Annotated in this window: 22 protein-coding genes, 1 tRNA gene and 1 pseudogene; 16 read left to right on the top strand and 8 right to left on the bottom strand. The window is 46.9% G+C overall.

Annotation, left to right across the window (positions count from 1 at the left end; genetic code table 11):
- Positions 1 to 115 precede the first annotated feature (115 nt).
- Together Q5691_RS25755 and Q5691_RS25750 are read right to left on the bottom strand one after the other, a co-directional pair.
- Positions 116 to 415, bottom strand: coding sequence for a hypothetical protein (locus Q5691_RS25755; RefSeq protein WP_333081447.1), 300 nt, complete (start codon positions 413 to 415; stop codon positions 116 to 118).
- A 49-nt stretch (positions 416 to 464) separates the two neighbouring features.
- Positions 465 to 1,076: a DNA-3-methyladenine glycosylase gene (locus tag Q5691_RS25750; RefSeq protein ID WP_333347894.1), complete on the bottom strand. Its 612-nt coding sequence runs from the start codon at positions 1,074 to 1,076 to the stop codon at positions 465 to 467.
- A 20-nt stretch (positions 1,077 to 1,096) separates the two neighbouring features.
- On the opposite strand from Q5691_RS25750, the gene Q5691_RS25745 reads away from it, so the two are divergent.
- Positions 1,097 to 1,219, top strand: a complete 123-nt coding sequence (locus tag Q5691_RS25745) for a hypothetical protein (RefSeq protein WP_006633228.1) — start codon at positions 1,097 to 1,099, stop codon at positions 1,217 to 1,219.
- 171 nt (positions 1,220 to 1,390) lie between these two features.
- On the opposite strand, the gene Q5691_RS25740 is transcribed toward Q5691_RS25745, so the two are convergent.
- Complete coding sequence (locus Q5691_RS25740) at positions 1,391 to 1,909, bottom strand: pentapeptide repeat-containing protein (RefSeq protein WP_333347891.1); 519 nt, start codon at positions 1,907 to 1,909, stop codon at positions 1,391 to 1,393.
- A gap of 36 nt (positions 1,910 to 1,945) precedes the next feature.
- Complete coding sequence (locus Q5691_RS25735) at positions 1,946 to 2,137, bottom strand: hypothetical protein (protein ID WP_333347889.1); 192 nt, start codon at positions 2,135 to 2,137, stop codon at positions 1,946 to 1,948.
- A gap of 285 nt (positions 2,138 to 2,422) precedes the next feature.
- On the opposite strand from Q5691_RS25735, the gene Q5691_RS25730 reads away from it, so the two are divergent.
- Complete coding sequence (locus Q5691_RS25730; RefSeq protein ID WP_333213450.1) at positions 2,423 to 2,926, top strand: hypothetical protein; 504 nt, start codon at positions 2,423 to 2,425, stop codon at positions 2,924 to 2,926.
- Between the two features lie 108 nt (positions 2,927 to 3,034).
- Positions 3,035 to 3,415, top strand: a complete 381-nt coding sequence (locus tag Q5691_RS25725) for a translation initiation factor (RefSeq protein ID WP_333213451.1) — start codon at positions 3,035 to 3,037, stop codon at positions 3,413 to 3,415.
- Positions 3,416 to 3,572: 157 nt separating this feature from the next.
- Here the strand turns inward: Q5691_RS25725 and Q5691_RS25720 are convergent.
- Both Q5691_RS25720 and Q5691_RS25715 read right to left on the bottom strand, forming a co-directional pair.
- A tRNA-Ser gene (locus tag Q5691_RS25720) sits at positions 3,573 to 3,657 on the bottom strand.
- A 34-nt stretch (positions 3,658 to 3,691) separates the two neighbouring features.
- A complete protein-coding gene (locus Q5691_RS25715) occupies positions 3,692 to 4,609 on the bottom strand; it encodes a TIGR04168 family protein (protein ID WP_333347886.1) in 918 nt (305 codons plus the stop codon).
- A 211-nt stretch (positions 4,610 to 4,820) separates the two neighbouring features.
- Here Q5691_RS25715 and nadA point away from each other — a divergent pair, with 211 nt between their 5' ends.
- From nadA to Q5691_RS25675, 8 genes are all read left to right on the top strand, one after another.
- Positions 4,821 to 5,789, top strand: coding sequence for a quinolinate synthase NadA (gene nadA / locus Q5691_RS25710; protein ID WP_333347883.1), 969 nt, complete (start codon positions 4,821 to 4,823; stop codon positions 5,787 to 5,789).
- Positions 5,790 to 5,945: 156 nt separating this feature from the next.
- Positions 5,946 to 6,563: a TIGR04282 family arsenosugar biosynthesis glycosyltransferase gene (locus tag Q5691_RS25705; RefSeq protein ID WP_333347880.1), complete on the top strand. Its 618-nt coding sequence runs from the start codon at positions 5,946 to 5,948 to the stop codon at positions 6,561 to 6,563.
- Positions 6,564 to 6,973: 410 nt separating this feature from the next.
- Positions 6,974 to 7,690: a TIGR04283 family arsenosugar biosynthesis glycosyltransferase gene (locus tag Q5691_RS25700; RefSeq protein ID WP_333213455.1), complete on the top strand. Its 717-nt coding sequence runs from the start codon at positions 6,974 to 6,976 to the stop codon at positions 7,688 to 7,690.
- Positions 7,691 to 7,803: 113 nt separating this feature from the next.
- Positions 7,804 to 8,313: a photosystem I reaction center protein subunit XI gene (locus Q5691_RS25695; RefSeq protein WP_333081456.1), complete on the top strand. Its 510-nt coding sequence runs from the start codon at positions 7,804 to 7,806 to the stop codon at positions 8,311 to 8,313.
- A gap of 57 nt (positions 8,314 to 8,370) precedes the next feature.
- Entirely contained in the window at positions 8,371 to 8,487 is a 117-nt protein-coding gene (locus tag Q5691_RS25690) for a photosystem I reaction center subunit VIII (protein WP_333042098.1), read from the top strand.
- A gap of 337 nt (positions 8,488 to 8,824) precedes the next feature.
- Positions 8,825 to 9,379, top strand: a complete 555-nt coding sequence (locus Q5691_RS25685; RefSeq protein ID WP_333213456.1) for a hypothetical protein — start codon at positions 8,825 to 8,827, stop codon at positions 9,377 to 9,379.
- Between the two features lie 138 nt (positions 9,380 to 9,517).
- Positions 9,518 to 10,405 (top strand): hypothetical protein, encoded by an 888-nt coding sequence (locus Q5691_RS25680; RefSeq protein ID WP_333347876.1) that lies wholly within the window; start codon positions 9,518 to 9,520, stop codon positions 10,403 to 10,405.
- A gap of 183 nt (positions 10,406 to 10,588) precedes the next feature.
- The gene (locus Q5691_RS25675; protein ID WP_333311687.1) at positions 10,589 to 11,296 is read left to right on the top strand and encodes a DUF2996 domain-containing protein; all 708 of its coding nucleotides are present in this window, start codon (positions 10,589 to 10,591) and stop codon (positions 11,294 to 11,296) included.
- 173 nt (positions 11,297 to 11,469) lie between these two features.
- Here the strand turns inward: Q5691_RS25675 and Q5691_RS25670 are convergent, their stop codons facing one another.
- Both Q5691_RS25670 and Q5691_RS25665 read right to left on the bottom strand, forming a co-directional pair.
- Positions 11,470 to 12,291: an alpha/beta hydrolase gene (locus Q5691_RS25670; RefSeq protein ID WP_333213459.1), complete on the bottom strand. Its 822-nt coding sequence runs from the start codon at positions 12,289 to 12,291 to the stop codon at positions 11,470 to 11,472.
- Positions 12,292 to 12,383: 92 nt separating this feature from the next.
- A complete protein-coding gene (locus Q5691_RS25665) occupies positions 12,384 to 13,109 on the bottom strand; it encodes a lysophospholipid acyltransferase family protein (RefSeq protein WP_333347873.1) in 726 nt (241 codons plus the stop codon).
- Between the two features lie 285 nt (positions 13,110 to 13,394).
- Between Q5691_RS25665 and Q5691_RS27820 the strand changes: the two are divergent.
- The 5 genes and pseudogenes from Q5691_RS27820 to Q5691_RS25645 all read left to right on the top strand — a co-directional run.
- Positions 13,395 to 13,511, top strand: a pseudogene (locus Q5691_RS27820) (IS630 family transposase); the annotation flags it as partial.
- Between the two features lie 30 nt (positions 13,512 to 13,541).
- Entirely contained in the window at positions 13,542 to 14,555 is a 1,014-nt protein-coding gene (locus tag Q5691_RS25660) for a pentapeptide repeat-containing protein (protein ID WP_445304819.1), read from the top strand.
- 352 nt (positions 14,556 to 14,907) lie between these two features.
- A complete protein-coding gene (locus tag Q5691_RS25655; protein WP_006633212.1) occupies positions 14,908 to 15,222 on the top strand; it encodes a hypothetical protein in 315 nt (104 codons plus the stop codon).
- Between the two features lie 134 nt (positions 15,223 to 15,356).
- Positions 15,357 to 17,084 (top strand): succinate dehydrogenase/fumarate reductase flavoprotein subunit, encoded by a 1,728-nt coding sequence (locus tag Q5691_RS25650; protein ID WP_333347867.1) that lies wholly within the window; start codon positions 15,357 to 15,359, stop codon positions 17,082 to 17,084.
- Between the two features lie 162 nt (positions 17,085 to 17,246).
- On the top strand, positions 17,247 to 17,471 hold the full coding sequence (locus Q5691_RS25645) for a hypothetical protein (RefSeq protein WP_333213463.1): 225 nt from the start codon (positions 17,247 to 17,249) through the stop codon (positions 17,469 to 17,471).
- The last annotated feature ends 153 nt before the right edge of the window (positions 17,472 to 17,624 follow it).

Genomic DNA, 17,624 nt, shown 5'->3' with positions numbered 1-17,624 from the left:
CTCGAATGCAGGAACCTCGTTCTGTCTTGAAAGCTAAACGGAGGGTGTGATTAAGCCTTTTTCAGTGCCATTGGACTAGAGTCCTCACTACAAACACGAATTTATCAATTACTGTCTACATTTCCTGCATCAACCGCAAATAGTTTTGCCGCATTTGCGTCATATTTTCCATCATTCTATTAGCCATATCTTTCTCAACATCGCTCATTTGCTGCCAAAATAAAGCCGATCGCCTCGCCATAATTGCTTCTTCCCACAACATCTCCAAAAGTTGCGCCGCCATTGGGTTTTCAGCATCGATAATCCCACACAATTGCTCGAAAGCCCGGTTGGCTTCGTTGTGAGTGCTAACATCCTGAACCAGGGTTAGGCATTTCTTGAGTTGTACGATCGGATTTTCAGAAGAGTAAGCCATAATTTCACTGAGATAAGCGACAAAATTTACACTGATACCTTTGAGATTACTAGAGTTGTGACACAGCGGTAGAGTTCCCTACATACCACCGCCAAGGCAAATCCATTCCTTGAGAAATCCCGATCCGCGTAGTTTGCACAAAATTTATTGTACCCTCCTCCACAGCTTGCTGAAAGTTCTCGCTCCGGTGTTCCAATCGTAGCGGTTGGCCTGCACCCAGGGGAAAACCGCTTAAAGTTCGATCGATATCCAGCACCTTACACAGTTTCCCAGGCCCGGCGGCGAGGCGCGATCGCTTCTTCTCAGGAATTCCAGCGAATTCTTGGGGAAGCGCATCTAGCTGCAAAGCTCGAATCAGCACACCACTAGCAACTCCCTCTGCATCCGTCACCACATTAAAACAGTGATACATCCCGTAGATTAAGTAAACGTAGCTCATACCCGGAGGCCCGAACATCACCTCACTGCGAGGAGTGCGCTGTCGGTAAGCGTGACAAGCGGGATCTCCCGGGCCGTAAGCTTCGGTTTCGACAATCATTCCCCGAATTGTCTCGCCGTCAGGAAACTGCCGCACCAGAGTACAGCCGAGCAAATCTGGCGCTACGCTGGTAGATGGCCGCGCCAGCCAAAAAGATTCTACAATCTGAGTATTTGCACTCACTCAACAACAGCAGGTAAATTATGGACGTTAAGTTAGTTTTAGCAGTCTTGACAGCAGTTTTCACCGTTTGCTGTCTGTTCTTCGGCACAAAAAACGGATTCTATGATACTGACAAGTATCACGGTAACGGTTCTGCTCACTAATTTTAGGCGTGCAGTTAGTTGCTTAAAAAACCGCTGCCTGTTTTTCAGACGGCGGTTTTATTTATGAACCACAGAGGCCACAGAGGACACAGAGAAAGAGAAAAGAGAGAGCAGAAAAAAGGAAAAGAAGTTGAGAAATGATGAGAGAGCAGATTGCTATATTTGCTGCAATTAAGGATGAATTGTGCCATCTGGCATTTGAGCTGACTGCAAGCTAGCATTCTCAAAGTCAGCGCATCCCGGCAGATTTAAACGCATTGTCGCTCCCCGATCGCTCGTTTTCATGTTGAAACCAACTACTGCATTTTCTGGGTTGTTTTTTTCGGGAACAGCGGTGACATTAAAATCCATGTTTGCTCCTCGATCGTTCGCATCAAGGTTGAAAGTAATGCCGCTACAGCCCAAATCTGCTCCGGTGAGGTTGGCTCTATTCAAGTTAGCATTTTTTAAGTTAGCATTGGCTAATTTGGCTCCCGACAAATTAGCACTTTCGAGGTTCGCACCCTGCAAGTTAAATCCTCGTAAGTCAAGTCCCTTCAGGTTGGCATTGCTGAAATTGCATTCGGGACACTGTTTTGTTTGCAGTAATTCCTTGACTTGGTTTTGTTGATTGGAAAATGTTAGATATTTTACCGCAGTAAATAAAACTGCGATGGACAATCCAGCAGTAACTAAATTCTTTAATTTCATAAATATCCGAAAAGCTTGGGGGGCTTTCTGTCGCGGTTAATAGATTTCTCCAAGAGTGCGATCGACCTCTCCAGAATTTCCTAAAAAAAAGCAGGCATCTCCCACAAGCACTCTGCCGCAATTAAACACCGCCGGGCTTATAAATCCCACCTTCTTTGCCCCGCCAGCGCTGCTTTGAGTTTCGGACTCGCCCCCTCCGTCTGCTTCACTTTGCTTTAACCAGCCCACAAACGAAATTTACTGTTACCCGAAGGCGCGCATTTGCATATACCTCCAGACTGAAATAAAAGAAACTTTATTTATATCCCTGGAATGAGTAAATCATCGAGAGATTACAGCATGATTGAATAGAAACGCAATACCGTACCTGCGCTGTTAAGTTCTCAGCAACTACTTTTGTCAAAAAAATTGCTTTGAGAAATTAATTTACTCTAAAAACTGTTGGCAGCAGCTCAGGTTCCTAAACCTCGCCAGAACACACCCTACCTATAATCCCGACAATTCGGAGCGGCAATGAACACAATCAAACCCGAACCAAAAAGATCGCGCTTCATGGCTCTGCTGCTGACAACTCTGCTGACATTTCCCTTTGTGACTGCTTGCGGTTCTAGCCAGGAAAGTTCCGCTCCCCCGCCTCCTGTTGACGATACTCGCGCTGGAGGAGTGCAAACTAATCGTGCCTCCACTCCTTCGCCACAAGCGAAAAAAGGATTGAGCAATGCTCAAAAAGTAGGGATTACTTTAGCAGGAGCCGCCGCCCTTTACTACATCTACAATCAGCACAAAAATAAACAAGAAAAGGGGCCGCAGGGAAAACATTACCTTTCCAAAAACGGTCGCGTTTACTACCGCGATGCCCAGAATCGCGCTCACTGGGTAACGCCCCCGCCTGGAGGAATTAAAGTTCCGGAGTCCGAGGCAGTGCGTTACCGCGAATTCCAGGGGTATAACAACCAAAATACCGGTCGAGACCTTACTACCTTGCCGGAAGCTACAGCTCCTGTTCCGGCACAGTAGTGTAACCATTTGAGATTTTAGATTGCAGGTTCCGTGACGTTCAATTAAATCTGGGATTCCCAATCTAAAACAGTCGTTTTTCAACACATAAAAAAGAGGAACTCTATCATGGTAGACGGATTTTTGCGGAAGTTAAAAGATGCGATCGTCGGGCCAGACAGCGAGCAAGTCGATCCTGACGGCTATTACGAAGATGCCTCAAATCCCGGACAGTACGGCAACGTGACTCCGGCAAGCGAAGACCCCTACGGCGACCCCGCAGACTACGGACAGTACGGCAACGTGACTCCGGCAAGCGAAGACCCCTACGGCGACCCCGCAGACTACGCCGGTACCGACTACGGACAGTACGGCAACGTGACTCCGGCAAGCGAAGACCCTTACGGCGACCCCGCAGACTACGTAGCGGATGCTGGAATGTTCGGCAATGTGACCCCGGCAAGCGAAGACCCCTACGGCGACCCGGCGGATGAAGAAGGCTTTAGTTAAGTCAGTGGGCTAGAAAATTTACCTGGTAAGCAACAGCACCCCTGCGGGGGTGTTTTTTTGTTGCGAAATACTACGAGTGAGCGAAAGATGAGCGGAAAAGGGAACTCTTGAGGGCATAGAGAATCTGAAACCCTTAACGGACAAGAGAATTGTTAAACGGAGAGGGTGGGATTTGAACCCACGGAACCTTGCGGTTCACCTGATTTCAAGTCAGGCGCATTCGACCACTCTGCCACCTCTCCGGGCGCATAAATTTTATCATACCAGCAAATGTCTCTAACTACAAATAGCCGCAGATTCAGCGCGCCGATAAAGAATTTGTTCTCTTTCTACCCCGAAATCTTCGCCTACCCATACCAGAGAGACTTCCGACACTGCTCCATTTTCCAGCAGGACGATCGAGAAATTACGCAATTTCGAGCACTCTCTCTCGACAATTCGCGGTACGCTGGCCGCATTCAAATACACCGTACCCTCCGCACTCACCTCCAGCGACTTCCGCAACTCGTGCTTCGTGTGCCGCAGTTTGTGGTGCATATGACCAAAAGTTACCAGCGGTATGTGCTTCCCAGAACTCCGAGTTCGATTGATCGCCTCCGCAAAATCCGGGTCGCCCCAATCCCCTCCCAATGGCTTCCAATCCCGCCCGCAGGGGTCTTCAGGAGCCTCTCCCAGCCCCGTCGGCCCCGTGTGACCCAAAAAAATCACATTTTCGCAGTCCGCCTCCGCCGCAGCTTCTGCAATGCGCCGTGCTGACTCTTCAAAACTTTCTACCCCAAACCACTCCGAGTAAAAATCCCCGTACTTCCACTCCGATCCCCCCCAAGTAAACGGGCGGCTTCCCACCACAGTTACGCCCAATTCGGGAAAATCCCGTTTCCCGTAACCGACGTGAGCTTCTCCCATTAAATCTAACTGTTGTTTTACCCAATTTTCTTGGGTGCGATCGTAAGGGCACTGACTGCGACCCCACTCCGTCGCCGTGTACCAAGCATCGTGGTTCCCAAACACCGCTGCTTTCGGAATGTCCAATTGGGCGATCGCCCGCACCACCTCCACCGACTCATTGCCAAAATCCCCCACAAACAGCACCAAATCAACGCCCAGATGCTTCAGGGCTTCCCCGTCTTCAGGTTCCCAGCGATCGTGAACATCCCCCACCACCGCAATTTTGATAGATTTAGCTTTATTCATGTGATTTGTCATGTGCGATCGATCCCTAGCCCCTTCTTACTCAGCATAAGAAACAGCGACCAATTTTTGCACTCTCCCGCAGCATATTTTGGATTTTAGATTTGAGATTTTAGATGAGCTCCACTGAACAGCCAGCAGTTTTTGGTGAATTCAACTATAATTCAAAATACACTTTAGCTGTCTTCGCCACCTTCCCCGGAATATTCTAACTGTGTTTACCACCGCACCTGCTCCGAACTTTACTCAAACCCGACTGCCCGACGACTTGTTTGCAGCCATTAACGCCCTCAAACAAGAGTTAAACGCCGTCATTCTCGCCCACTATTACCAAGACTCCGAGATTCAAGACATCGCAGACTTCATTGGCGACTCCCTAGAACTTGCCCGCAAAGCCGCCAACACCAGCGCCGAAGTCATAGTTTTTGCCGGAGTTCATTTCATGGCCGAAACCGCAAAAATTCTCAATCCCGACAAATTAGTATTGTTGCCAGACTTAAATGCTGGGTGTTCCCTCGCCGACAGTTGCCCTCCCGAAGCCTTTGCAGCTTTCAAAGCCGATCGACCAGGACATTTAGTAATTTCCTACATTAATTGTACCGCCGCCATTAAGGCAATGAGCGATATAATTTGCACCAGTTCTAACGCCGTTAAAATTGTCAACCAAATTCCTGAAAATCAGCCGATAATTTTTGGACCAGATCGCAATCTCGGCCGCTACGTCATGGAACAAACAGGCAGAAACATGGAGATTTGGCAAGGAGCTTGCATTGTCCACGAAAACTTCTCAGAAAAAAAGATAGTTCAACTCAAAATCGAAAATCCCGAAGCCGAAATAATTGCTCACCCAGAATGCGAACCTCTCGTGCTGCGCCACGCTAATTACATAGGCTCCACCACTGCTTTGCTCAAATATTCTCAAGCTAGTTCCAGCCAAGCTTTTATTGTCGCGACTGAACCGGGAATCATTCACCAAATGCACAAGCAAGCTCCGCACAAACGCTTTATTCCCGCTCCTCCCAACAATAATAGTTGTGCTTGCAACGAATGCCCGCACATGAGATTAAATACCTTGGAAAAATTGTATCTAGCTATGAAAAATCAAACGCCTGAAATCACCATGCCCCTAGATATTCAACTAGCAGCTTTGCAGCCCATCCAACGAATGCTAGAAATGAGCTAACTGGTGGCTATTTTTCAGTAAATACATTGTATGCTGGGTTGGGCACGGCGATTAAATTAAGTCATTGCCTAACCCACCAACTCGGCAATTCGTGAAGCAGTAGTTAACTCTTTCTCTTCCTCTGCATTTCATTCCTTGAAAACTCATCAACAATAAATGATACCCGAAAAACTGATTGTTTTCACCCGCTATCCCGAACCGGGAACAACCAAAACTCGACTAATTCCGGTGCTGGGAAAAACAGGCGCTGCCAACCTTCACCGCTTGATGGCCCAACGAACGATCGCCTGCGCGCTCTCTCTCCAAACATCCCGCCGATTATCCGTAGAAATTCACCGAGCCGGCGGCAGCCAACAACTGATGCAAGAGTGGTTGGGAAGTGATATTTTGTGTCAAAATCAAATAGACGGTGATTTGGGCGCAAGAATGACAGCAGCGTTTCAAAAGTCTTTTAATTCAGGGGTTAAGAAAACAGCAATTATCGGCACTGATTGTCCTGATTTGAAAGCCGAAATCATGGCACAAGCTTTTGATGAAATGAGCCAGCACGATGTAGTTTTGGGTCCCGCGACAGACGGAGGTTATTATTTGATCGGGTTGCGGCAATCGATACCGGAATTGTTCGGTGGCATTCCCTGGGGAACCAGTGAAGTATTTGCTTGTACGCGGGCGATCGCCCAAAAGCTCGATCTCAATATTGCTTATCTTCCCACTCTTACAGATATCGATAGACCAGAAGATCTCCTCGGTTTAGATATTAATATGTTGAAATAACTAAAGTCTATTTAACAGTTATCACTTATTAGAAATTGTCATATATAATTTGAGAAAAATGCTTGATTTTGAAACCAGAAGGTCATAATATAGTAATTGTATTTGTCTAACCAAATACTGAATCTCAGTAGCAGTTAGACAGCGCTTGGGACAATAGTCCCAGGCGCGATAAAAAGCCAAAAATTACCAACTAAATTAGCAACTAACAGCTCGGCTTTGTACAAAACCCGCCATGCCACAGGAAAGCCCTATGTAGGCGCGGGGCCTGTGTAAAAAATGACCAACTAATAGCTTGGTTATTTACCAAACTCTCACGTTAAGGCAAAATGTAGGGGCGAACCCGGGGTCAGAAAGGGGCAAAATCAGCTTTGTACAAAACCCGCTCTCTCTCACGGGCTGCTTAATTCTGTATGTCGCCAGAAAATCCCAATCTCAAAATTTCCATTATCATTCCCGTCTTAAACGAAGCATCTACAATTGCCCCAGTCATCTCCACCGCGCTTCAGGCCCAAAATGTCGAAATAATTGTCGCTGACGGCGGCAGCAGTGACGGTACTACAGATATAGCAAAATCTTTGGGCGTCCGAGTTATCTCCACCGCCCCAGGCCGTCCAGCCCAAATGAATGTAGGTGCAGCCGCCGCTACTGGAGAGATATTGCTGTTTCTCCACGCCGACACTCTTTTGCCTAGGGGGTACGACGATAGCGCGCGTCGGGTACTAGCTAATCCCTGTACGCTAGCGGGGGCCTTTGAACTCAAGATTGACGCCCGCAGTCTCAGCCTCCGGTTGGTAGAAACAGGGGTAAACTGGCGATCGAACTTTCTGCAAATGCCCTACGGCGACCAAGCTATTTTCCTCCACGCAGTTACCTTTGACAAAATCGGCGGTTTTCCCGACTTGCCACTGATGGAAGACTTTGAATTCGTGCGCCGATTGAAAAAACAAGGCCGCATTGAAATAGTACCCCAGCCAGTGCTGACCTCCGCCCGTCGCTGGCAACAGCTTGGGGTTCTCCAAACCACCGCCATTAATCAAATAGTAATCATCGCTTATTTCCTGGGAGTGTCGCCCGATCGACTCGCTTTCTGGTATAAGAGGCAAAAGAAAAATTCTTCCAAAAACTAAAGAATAGTGAACTTTTCTAAAGCTCGCCGTTAATTATGTAAATAGGAAACACGTCCCTGCGTAAAATATGACTTGAACGCCTCAACTTTTTAAACTGCGAGGACAAACAGAATATGGCCGATCCCAGAGATGCAGAGCTTATTAAACCCTTTAACGGCGACCCCTTCACGGGTCATCTAGCAACTCCCATCAGTGCTTCTGATTTCACAAAAGCATTCATTGGGAACTTGCCCGTCTACCGCAAAGGACTCTCGCCCCTAATTCGAGGCCTAGAAATTGGTTTGGCACACGGTTATTTCCTCGTCGGCCCCGAAATCGTCTTCGGCCCCCTGCGGGATTATCCAGAAGCAGCTAATCTCGGAGGATTATATACAGCCCTCGTCTTAGTTCTGCTTGGCACACTAGGTATGTCTGCTTACGGTTTAGTCTCTTTCAAACAAGACAACACCAGCTACCCTAGCGCTAATCCCATGACCCCTGATGCCCTCAGAAATGCTGAAGGCTGGAGCCAGTTTACCGGTGGTTTCTTCATTGGTGGAATGGGTGGTGTCTTTGTTGCCTACTTCTTACTCGAAAACTTTAACGGCGTTGATGCCATTTTCCGGGGCTTAGTCAACAATTAGACTTGACTCCCAAATATCCCTGTTGGAACACACTAACTTTAGTTTGGAGAATTTGATATGACAGGTTCCTACGCTGCCTCTTTCTTGCCTTGGATTTTGATTCCCCTAATTACCTGGGTGATGCCGGTGGTGGTAATGGGTTTGTTGTTTATCTACATTGAAAGCGACGCCTAATCCTTACCCCTAAAGTAAGACCTAAGTTGGAAAGCCGAAGTAAGACGATGGATGAACAATTGCTCTGAAATTTCTAGATAAATCTAGAGAAAATCAGCAAAAATTGTTTTGAGATTGCTGGCTATCAGAAAACTTAGTTTCTTTACCCCCATCCCCAGAATTGATCTGTGGAGCAATCTTTCAGTTTTCTTCCTTCAAAACTCGTAATTGCAAAAAAATCCTCTGTCGGCAGGCAGAGGATTTTTTTGCAAAGAAGACAAATCATCCGCTCAGAGCACACAAATTGCCCAATTCTAAGCCACAATTGTTATGGAAACCTACTAATGAGGAGACAGCGATGCAATTTTCCCCCGCACGCCGCATCTTAGCTCCATTCCTGATCTCGGTACTGCTGTTAGTGACCGCCTGCGGTCAAACCCAAGCCCCCTCCCGCTGGGACAAAGCCCAGCAGGAAAGCACCCAAAAACCTGGTAAAGCACAGCAGACAACTGCTGATAAATCAAGTGCGAGTAATCAAAACCTGCCCAAGAAGGCAGTGGCAGGCGGTAAGTTAAATAAATACTTCCCGGCTTCTGGCGGTGGATTCGATCGCGTTTTTGCTCAAGAAAAATCCGGTTTTGCTGAAGCTAAGCTGAACAAAGACGGAAAAAATGTCGCGGTTCTCTCGATTAACGACATCGCCGGCAACCCTAGCGCAGGTGCAAAATTTAAGCAAAGTACCAAGCAAATTGCAGGCTATCCCGCCATTAATCAGGGTGCTAATGGTACCGCTGTTTTAGTGGCAAATCGCTATCAGGTGAAAGTTCAATCGCGCAGTCCCTCTTTTACCGCTAGCGAGCGCGAAGCTTGGCTGTCAAAATTTAACCTGGGCGGTCTCGCCCGCGTCAAGTAGCAATGTCTCTTGTCACACTCCGCGCCTGACTCCAGTCTGGCGCTATTAAAACTAAGTTTGCCACAAAGAGAGTGTGAAGTTTTTGCCATCTGCCAAAAGTAATACCTTTGATTTTCGTTCCAGCATAAGGAGTTTTTTGTGAGCAAAACAGTCTTTGAATTAGTCGATCAACTGCCTCAAGACAACATGACTGTCAAAGCCCTGCGAGCGCTTGACTTTGTGGTTCCCGGTGAGTGGAACAATTTAGTTGGCTTTGAAAATACCATTCGCACCGTTACTGGCGAAACAGACGAAGAACTGATTCAGCAAATTGGCGAGCGCGCCATCTACCTCTACAACGATAAGTCTCAGGGCTACCAGCGCGCTCTTTGGCTATACCAAACGATCGACAGTGCCGACAAGGCTTTGGGGACTGCCGCGCTCGCTAACAAAGTCTCCCAAAATGTGCCGTTTTTGTCCATGCTAGGCAATCTCACTCCCAAGCCGGAAAAAGCTCAAACGATCGACCTTTCTCTGAAGTTAGTCACTGAGTTGCTCGCTTTTTGCCAAATCAACGGCATTCCTGGCGACAGCATCGGCGATTTTGCCGCATCCTTGGGCGACTACGGCGGCGAATCCCTGATGCGGATGGCTGCTTTGGTTTGCTTTGATGGTTTGATTCCTTTGGGCCCAGACTTTATCATGGCAACTCAGTCTTGGATTCAGAGACTCTCCCCCAGCGATTTGCAAGATAATTCGGTCTTTAACTCGATCGGTGGCATGATTCCAGGGGGCTCTCCCGCAGGCCAGTTGGGCTTTATCGGCGAAAGCTTTAACTCGGTTTCCGGCTGGATGAGCTCTTTTGTGAGCGATCGAGGTTTGACTCCCCAAAACGTACTTGGCCACTTGCAGAGTTTTGTGGAAATTTCTGCTGACAAGGTAGACTACGTGGGCGCATTCCTCGACATGACTACCAACTACTACGAACACACCGGTGTTCAAACTCTAGCCCGCCGTTTGATTGAACGAGCTGTCGCTGAGATTTAGAATAACCAAAGGAGTTGTGATATTGGCGGTCGATCGCCCTGTGAGAGTGTTTTCAGTTCAAATTTTTTTGACTAGCCATTCTCTCAGGTTGGTTTGCGATAAAATGTGTGCCCTCAAGAAAGTCGATCGCCCGCTTGCTCAACTCCCAACTCCTTACCGAATCACTTTTAACAGGAAGCGTTAATGTCAGAAGAACCGAAAAATCCTACCGCTGGCGAATCGGAAACTCCCAGTGCGTCGATCGAGAACGCCCCGAGTTCCGACACTGCCGAGACAACCGACTTTCCCAGCACTGACCAGCCTCAGTCGGCTGCTAAAAAGTCCAAAGAACCGAAAAATCCTACCGCTGGCGAATCGGAAACTCCCAGTGCGTCGATCGAGAACGCCCCGAGTTCCGACACTGCCGAGACAACCGACTTTCCCAGCACTGACAAGCCTCCAGCGGCTGCTAAAAAGCCCGCAGCCAAGGCCGAAGGCGACAAGCCCCCAGCTAAAGCTAAAAAGGAAAAAGCACCTGCTGTTGAAGACAAGCCCTTTGCGGAATTTATTCAACAAGATTATTTGCCCGCTTTGCAAACGGCTTTGACTAAGCAGGGCGTTAAGGATTTAGAGGTGAGTTTTACCAAGCAAAAATTTCCCGTTTTTGGCATGAGTTCCGCCGGGGATTGCTGGCAGGTAATTGGTAAATTCCAAGAAGGAGAGCGCCAATTTAACCTATATTTCCCTCAAGAAAATATTCAAAGTCAAAGAGCATTTTCCTGCGCGGAAAATAAGACCAAAACCAGCACTTTAGAGCCTTTTTTGATAGATGAGCGCAAGGTAACACTAGACCTCATGGTGTTTGGCGTCGTCCAGCGACTTAACGCTCAAAAATGGTTAAATCTTAATTAGTCATTAGTCATTAGTTATTAGTCGTTAGTGGCTTGTCTTCGGGGACGTACTAATGAGTGTCAGGGCGGGTTAATTGTAATATAAACTTTACCCCTCGCCCCATCTCTAATTTTGCCCCGACTGACTCAGAAGTGAGAAATCATAGCTAATGACTATTGACTAATGACTATTGACTAATGACTATTGACTAATGACAGATTTTCTTCGGATTTAGTCAAAAAATTGCGAGCTTGCATAATCCCGTAAAGGTTAACATCGGTTTCTAACAAACAAGCATGACCGCTGTTAGCCAGCAGCACCATTTCAGCTTTGGGAATTACCTTGACTAAAAGCTTCGCTTCTACTAGGGAAGGCAGCAGCCGATCTGCACCGCTAGCAATTACTAGCGTCGGCTGTTTGATGCCGCGCAACTGATTTTCGTCAACATTAAACGATCGCACTAACGCCAATCTCCACACAGACGTATTTTGCGGTACTGCTTGCATCGCTTCTAGCAAAGCTCGTCGATCGTCGCGCCCAATCTTTCCTAATGATGCTAATATCGGCAATAAACCGATTACCGACAGCGGATAAAGGTTTGCCGGCAGCCACTGAGTCAGGTACGATCCCCACTGCACCCAAGGCTGCTGTCGAAACGAAGAAGCTGGATTGACTAATATTAATCGATCGCACAATTTAGGAGCTTCTAAAACAGTTTTCATCGCTAAACAGCCCCCAAATGACTCGCCACACAGATAAACCGGCCGTTTCGGCTTACCCGCTTGCTTTTCTGCTTCAATTAAGGCAATTGTTTCGCTAACCAGTACCTCCCAACTAGCCATGTCGTCAGCCGGTATAGCTAAGCAGCGAATGTCGAAATGATTAGCTAATTTAGGAATTTGCGACCGCAGCAGCAAACCGCCCCCGTCCATACCGGGCAGAAATACAAATAAAGGGCGCTCTGGTTTCGGCGGTTTGGGGGTTAGGAAACGAACCTTATTGTTAGCATTTGCCATGATTCAAGTCAATCGATTTAGATTTTGGATTTTAGATTTTAGATTGGAAATCTGACACCAGACAACAGTCAACAGTCAACAAACTTACAAACTTACAAACAACCTCGTTGGAGTAATTCTGCAATTTCCCCCTGACAGTGATTTGTGAGTTCAGCAACAACAGCTTTGGCTTTTTTGCCTCGATATTGCTGCTGTCGATCGACAGTAATCCAGTAAGGCCGACCGATTAAAACATTAACTCGCTGATAAATTATCACAGGATGCCACCCCGATCGATCGAACAGGGGTTCCGAAGGATCAAACAAACTCAACAACTTGAGCGGTACACCCGATCGTACTGAGTGTTCCTCAAAAGAACTAATCGCTACCGGCAAAACTGCCAAATCCCGCACCGGAGCCCGTAAAGCCAAATGAGCAAATCCCCGCTGAAACTTCCCCACAGTATTGGGTCCAGTAAGCTTCACCATCGGTTCTGCACCCTCTGGAAACACCCCCACCATCTCCCCGCGTTGCAGCAGTGCTGTCGCTTGAGAGAAAAAATGCTGCTGTCGGTGTTCCGGTGCTTCTAAGGGGAAAGCGCCGAAAGTCGTGACCACTTCCCTCATCACCGGAACTTGACCCATGTAATGATGACAAGCAAAGCGGATCGATCGACCCAAAGCAGCCGTCAGCAGCACAGGATCTAAGAAACTGCGGTGATTGCTCACCACCAGCACCGGACTCTCTTGGGGAATCCGGTCTTCGCGGTACATAAACATCTGCGTTCCCAAACCAGCCAGGAAACAGCGCGAAATCAGCAATTTGCTCTCTGAAGACATGGGCGAAAGACAGGTGCGACGCTATAAAGGTTGATTCCATTTCCACGCAGCTTAACATTACTTTACCAAGTCAGGGCTCCCTCAAAAAGTAGACTTTCCCATCTACCTGGGCTTTATAGTTCAGGACGCATGGGATAGTCAGACACTGAGTTTTTTCAATAAAAATTGCATTCGCTCCTTGAATACCGATCGAAAAAACCCAGCTTCTTTGGTATAGCAACTCCTCAGACAATTGTGGTGTAAACTAAGAACGATCTTTTTTGTTGCAGAGCGATCGGACCACTCATGGCAAAACCCTACAGCTACGATCTACGCCAGAAAGTCATTCCAGCAATCAAGCTCGATTGCTTAAAAATTATTGCCCTATGGCTAAAGCGACAAGACCAAAAAGGAAGTTTTCTAGCTTGGTTGCCAATAGCTAGTGCTCTACTTGTGCCTTCCCTGACTTTGACAAACCCAGCTTTTGCCGCCAACCCGGAACACATCAAGCAACTGTTAGAAACAAAACAGTGCAAAGGTTGCGATTTAACAAACGCTCAATTAAGGGGTGCGAGTCTGGAGGGGGCTAATTTGGCAGGAGCTAACTTAGAAAATGTATATTTGTACAAAGCTAATCTTGTCAATGCTAATCTTAGCGGTGCTAATGTCAGATCGGCTGACTTAGGAGATGTCAACATGAAAGGAATTAACCTGAGCGGTGCTGACTTGACAGATACCAATCTTAAAGGCAACGATATGACGGGCGCTAACTTAGAAAATGCCAACTTATCTAAAGCTATTTTAAAATGTAATAAAACAACTCGAACTAGACTGACTTATGCTAACCTCAAAAAAGCTAACTTGACTAAGGCAGATCTCAAGGGAGTATCGCTTATAGGTGCAAATCTCGCAGATGCCAATCTTAGCGAGGCAAATCTGAGTCCTGACAGTTATCGTGCGGGGAACATAATCTATATTTCTCCTGCCTATCTCAGCGGTGCTAACTTGAGAAACGCCAATCTTAACAAGGCTACGTTAAATCGCGCTAATTTATATAGAGCTAATTTAAATAATGCCATTTTAACTAACGCTAGGCTGAATGATGTTAATTTATATAGAGCTAATTTGAATAATGCCATTTTAACTAATGCTAGTCTTAGTTATTCTAACTTGGAAATGGCTCAATTAACGGGAGCAGATCTAACGAAGGCTTCTCTAAGGATGACCAACATGGAAGGAGCAAATTTAATTAAGGCTAACCTCAGTAATGCCGATCTTGTGAAGTCCAAACTTGTTGATGCTAACCTAACAAATGCTATTTTAAAATCAGCCAGATTGGTAGATATCAACATGAGTAGAGCTAACTTAATGGGGGCCGACCTCAGCGGTGCGGAAATGCGTAAAAATAACCTCTGTGATGTCACAATGCCAGATGGCACAAAAACTAAAGAAGGTTGTGGCAACTGATATCGAGCTCTAACTGTCGCCAAAAGAGAACAGTTAAGTTGATTCATTTGATTTGAACTTGGATGGAACAATGCCGATCTTCGCCCAAAAGTCGAATTCGTAAACAGCTAGATGAGTGTGATTACTTACCCCCTGCGATCGCAGATGTCTTACGCCTTGCGTCCTAACACGGGCGGTTGCTATATTGAGGGAAAGCAACAATTTATAAAGTCTTGTTGCGACTTCTGTAAAAATGCTTAAAATAGCCCCCAAACCAAGCTAGGGTAGCTAAACTGATAAATCTACAGTGGGGACTGACGCACTGTCAAAGTATTTTTGCACAAGTCTTAATAGCAATCTCGCCAGGAGCAAAATGAATAATATCCAAAACTATCGCCTTAAATGTACCCTCACCTTTGGCGACATTTACGGTCAAATCATTGTTTGGCTGATAGTCATCTTCCTAAGTCTAGCGTCGGCACTCGCCTTGTGGAGTAGCGCCCGCCAAATCTTCGCCTTGGCTACCGTCGGCTTGATTTTAGTGCTGTCTCTCCCCTTCTTGCTGTTTGCTTTCGTTACAACTCTGCTAAATAACATTGAAGTGCTTGCCGTAGAACCCGGTACGGAACCTCAACCTTCTGCAACGGGAAATCAGTCGCTTCAGAACCCTGCCGAAAGCGCCGGCTAGTCCAATGTGAAATTTTGATTTAACTTTTGATTTTCCATTCAAATCAAAAGTTAAAAAACTTCCTGCGCTTTTGGTAGGAAGTTTTTTTTTGCGTCACCATAAGTTGAGAACAACACTCAAAATAATTCAAAAAAATGCTAGAACACGACGTAATCATTGTAGGCGGCGGTTTAGCAGGTTGCCGCGCCGCAGTAGAAATTGCCCGGACTGACCCCAGTTTAAAGGTAGCTGTCGTCGCCAAAACTCACCCAATTCGATCGCACTCTGTCGCAGCCCAAGGCGGCATGGCCTCCAGCCTCCAAAATGTCGATCCCGAAGACAGTTGGAAAGCCCACGCCTTCGACACAGTAAAAGGTTCAGACTATTTAGCCGACCAAGACGCGGTAGAAATCCTCACCCGCGAAGCGCCCGGTGTAGTCATAGATTTAGAACACATGGGAGTCCTCTTTTCCCGCCTCCCAGACGGCAGAATTGCCCAGCGCGCTTTCGGCGGGCATTCCCAGCGCCGCACCTGCTACGCCGCCGACAAAACCGGTCACGCCATCCTCCACGAATTAGTCAACAATCTGCGCCGCTGCGGAGTTCACATCTATCAGGAGTGGTATGTCACCCGCCTGATTTTGGAAGAAGGCCAAGCCAAGGGGGTAGTTATGTACCGCCTGCTAGACGGTCAAATTGAGGTTGTCCGTGCTAAGGCGGTGATGTTTGCTACGGGGGGTTACGGTCGAGTTTACAATACCACGTCGAACGATTACGCCTCGACGGGAGACGGTTTGGCGATGACGGCTTTAGCTGGATTGCCGCTGGAAGATATGGAATTCGTGCAGTTTCACCCGACGGGTTTGTATCCCGTGGGAGTGTTGATTTCGGAGGCTGTGCGGGGCGAAGGCGCTTATTTGATTAATTCAGAGGGCGATCGATTTATGGCCAATTATGCCCCGTCGCGGATGGAATTAGCGCCTAGGGATATCACCTCGCGGTCAATTTCCATAGAAATTCGCGCCGGCCGAGGGATTAATGTTGATGGTAGTGCCGGCGGCCCCTTTATCTATCTGGATTTGCGGCACATGGGACGCGAAAAAATCATGAGCAAAATTCCTTTTGCTTGGGAAGAAGCCCACCGTTTGTTAGGAATTGATGCCGTAAATCAGCCGATGCCCGTCCGCCCTACAGTTCACTATTCAATGGGGGGAATTCCTACTAATGTTAGCGGGCAAGTTCGCAGCAGTCCTGACAGTTTAGTAGACGGTTTCTTTGCAGCGGGCGAAGCAGCTTGCGTGTCGGTTCACGGCGCCAACCGTTTGGGCAGCAATTCGCTTTTAGAATGCGTCGTTTACGGCAAAGTTACTGGGGCAACCATAGCACAATTCGTGCAAAATCGCAAGTTGCCTACAGTAGACGAACAGCGTTATATTATGGAAGCAAAAGAGCAAATTCAGGCACTGGTAGAGCGTCCAGGAAAATACCGCATCAATCAAATCCGGCAGCAGTATCAAGATACTATGACTGAGTATTGTGGTGTATTTCGTAGTGCCGAATTGATGCAGGAAGGTTTAAAAAAATTGGAGGATTTAGAGCGACAATATGAGGAGGTTTACTTAGACGATAAAGGCAAGTTGTGGAATACGGAAATTGTGGAAGCTTTGGAGTTGCGGAGTTTGATAATTGTCGGAAAAATGATTTTAACTTCTGCTTTGAACCGTCAGGAAAGTCGGGGAGCTCATTCGCGGGAAGATTTTACTGAGCGCGATGACGGGAATTTTTTGAAGCATACAATGGCGTATTATTCGCCGGCGGGGATTGATTTGGCTTATATGCCCGTGGCGATTACGATGTTTGAGCCACAGGAACGTAAATACTAGAAGCTAGTTTGAAATCCTTGTTCCCGTGCTGAACTTGGGAACAAGGAAAACCTTACACACAGCAGAAGTTAAAAATGCTAGGATATAATAAAATTGGCTAAAATAAATAAAAAATATTTTGGTTACAATGAAAATAATCTGGTAATTTACTGAACAATAACTATGAGTAAAACAGCACATACATCTCAATTCCAGCAAGCTCTTGAAGCTGTAGAAATTTTATCATTAGAAGATCAAGCCATGCTTCTAGATATTCTTCAGAATCGTCTGCGACAACAGCGACGAAATGAATTACTCAAGGAAGTGGCAGAAGTTCGTCAAGAGTATGCTGAGGGCAATGTTAAATTTGGGTCGGTAGCCGATTTTATGGCGGAGTTGGATGATTGATGAAAATTGGTTGTGGTTGGACTCCCAAATTGACAGGAGATTTATCGGGTATCTGGTCGTGTTCCATAGATTATGAGTAAGGATTCAGGTCAAAAAAACTTCGGTGACAAAAGCTGGTAAAATAAACCAATGAAAAAGCCCCCAGCAACCAGA

Source organism: Microcoleus sp. w1-18aA5, assembly GCF_036701705.1.
Lineage (GTDB): Bacteria > Cyanobacteriota > Cyanobacteriia > Cyanobacteriales > Microcoleaceae > Microcoleus.
This window is presented reverse-complemented; position numbering and strand designations above follow the sequence as displayed.

Excerpts from the sequence above, each read along its gene's own strand:
- Q5691_RS25755 (WP_333081447.1), bottom strand. The coding sequence starts at position 415 with ATGGCTTACTCTTCTGAAAATCCGATCGTACAACTCAAGAAATGCCTA.
- Q5691_RS25745 (WP_006633228.1), top strand. The coding sequence starts at position 1,097 with ATGGACGTTAAGTTAGTTTTAGCAGTCTTGACAGCAGTTTTCACCGTT.
- Q5691_RS25740 (WP_333347891.1), bottom strand. The coding sequence starts at position 1,909 with ATGAAATTAAAGAATTTAGTTACTGCTGGATTGTCCATCGCAGTTTTA.
- Q5691_RS25730 (WP_333213450.1), top strand. The coding sequence starts at position 2,423 with ATGAACACAATCAAACCCGAACCAAAAAGATCGCGCTTCATGGCTCTG.
- Q5691_RS25725 (WP_333213451.1), top strand. The coding sequence starts at position 3,035 with ATGGTAGACGGATTTTTGCGGAAGTTAAAAGATGCGATCGTCGGGCCA.
- Q5691_RS25715 (WP_333347886.1), bottom strand. The coding sequence starts at position 4,609 with ATGAATAAAGCTAAATCTATCAAAATTGCGGTGGTGGGGGATGTTCAC.
- Q5691_RS25705 (WP_333347880.1), top strand. The coding sequence starts at position 5,946 with ATGATACCCGAAAAACTGATTGTTTTCACCCGCTATCCCGAACCGGGA.
- Q5691_RS25700 (WP_333213455.1), top strand. The coding sequence starts at position 6,974 with ATGTCGCCAGAAAATCCCAATCTCAAAATTTCCATTATCATTCCCGTC.
- Q5691_RS25695 (WP_333081456.1), top strand. The coding sequence starts at position 7,804 with ATGGCCGATCCCAGAGATGCAGAGCTTATTAAACCCTTTAACGGCGAC.
- Q5691_RS25690 (WP_333042098.1), top strand. The coding sequence starts at position 8,371 with ATGACAGGTTCCTACGCTGCCTCTTTCTTGCCTTGGATTTTGATTCCC.
- Q5691_RS25685 (WP_333213456.1), top strand. The coding sequence starts at position 8,825 with ATGCAATTTTCCCCCGCACGCCGCATCTTAGCTCCATTCCTGATCTCG.
- Q5691_RS25675 (WP_333311687.1), top strand. The coding sequence starts at position 10,589 with ATGTCAGAAGAACCGAAAAATCCTACCGCTGGCGAATCGGAAACTCCC.
- Q5691_RS25670 (WP_333213459.1), bottom strand. The coding sequence starts at position 12,291 with ATGGCAAATGCTAACAATAAGGTTCGTTTCCTAACCCCCAAACCGCCG.
- Q5691_RS25665 (WP_333347873.1), bottom strand. The coding sequence starts at position 13,109 with ATGTCTTCAGAGAGCAAATTGCTGATTTCGCGCTGTTTCCTGGCTGGT.
- Q5691_RS25655 (WP_006633212.1), top strand. The coding sequence starts at position 14,908 with ATGAATAATATCCAAAACTATCGCCTTAAATGTACCCTCACCTTTGGC.
- Q5691_RS25650 (WP_333347867.1), top strand. The coding sequence starts at position 15,357 with ATGCTAGAACACGACGTAATCATTGTAGGCGGCGGTTTAGCAGGTTGC.
- Q5691_RS25645 (WP_333213463.1), top strand. The coding sequence starts at position 17,247 with ATGAGTAAAACAGCACATACATCTCAATTCCAGCAAGCTCTTGAAGCT.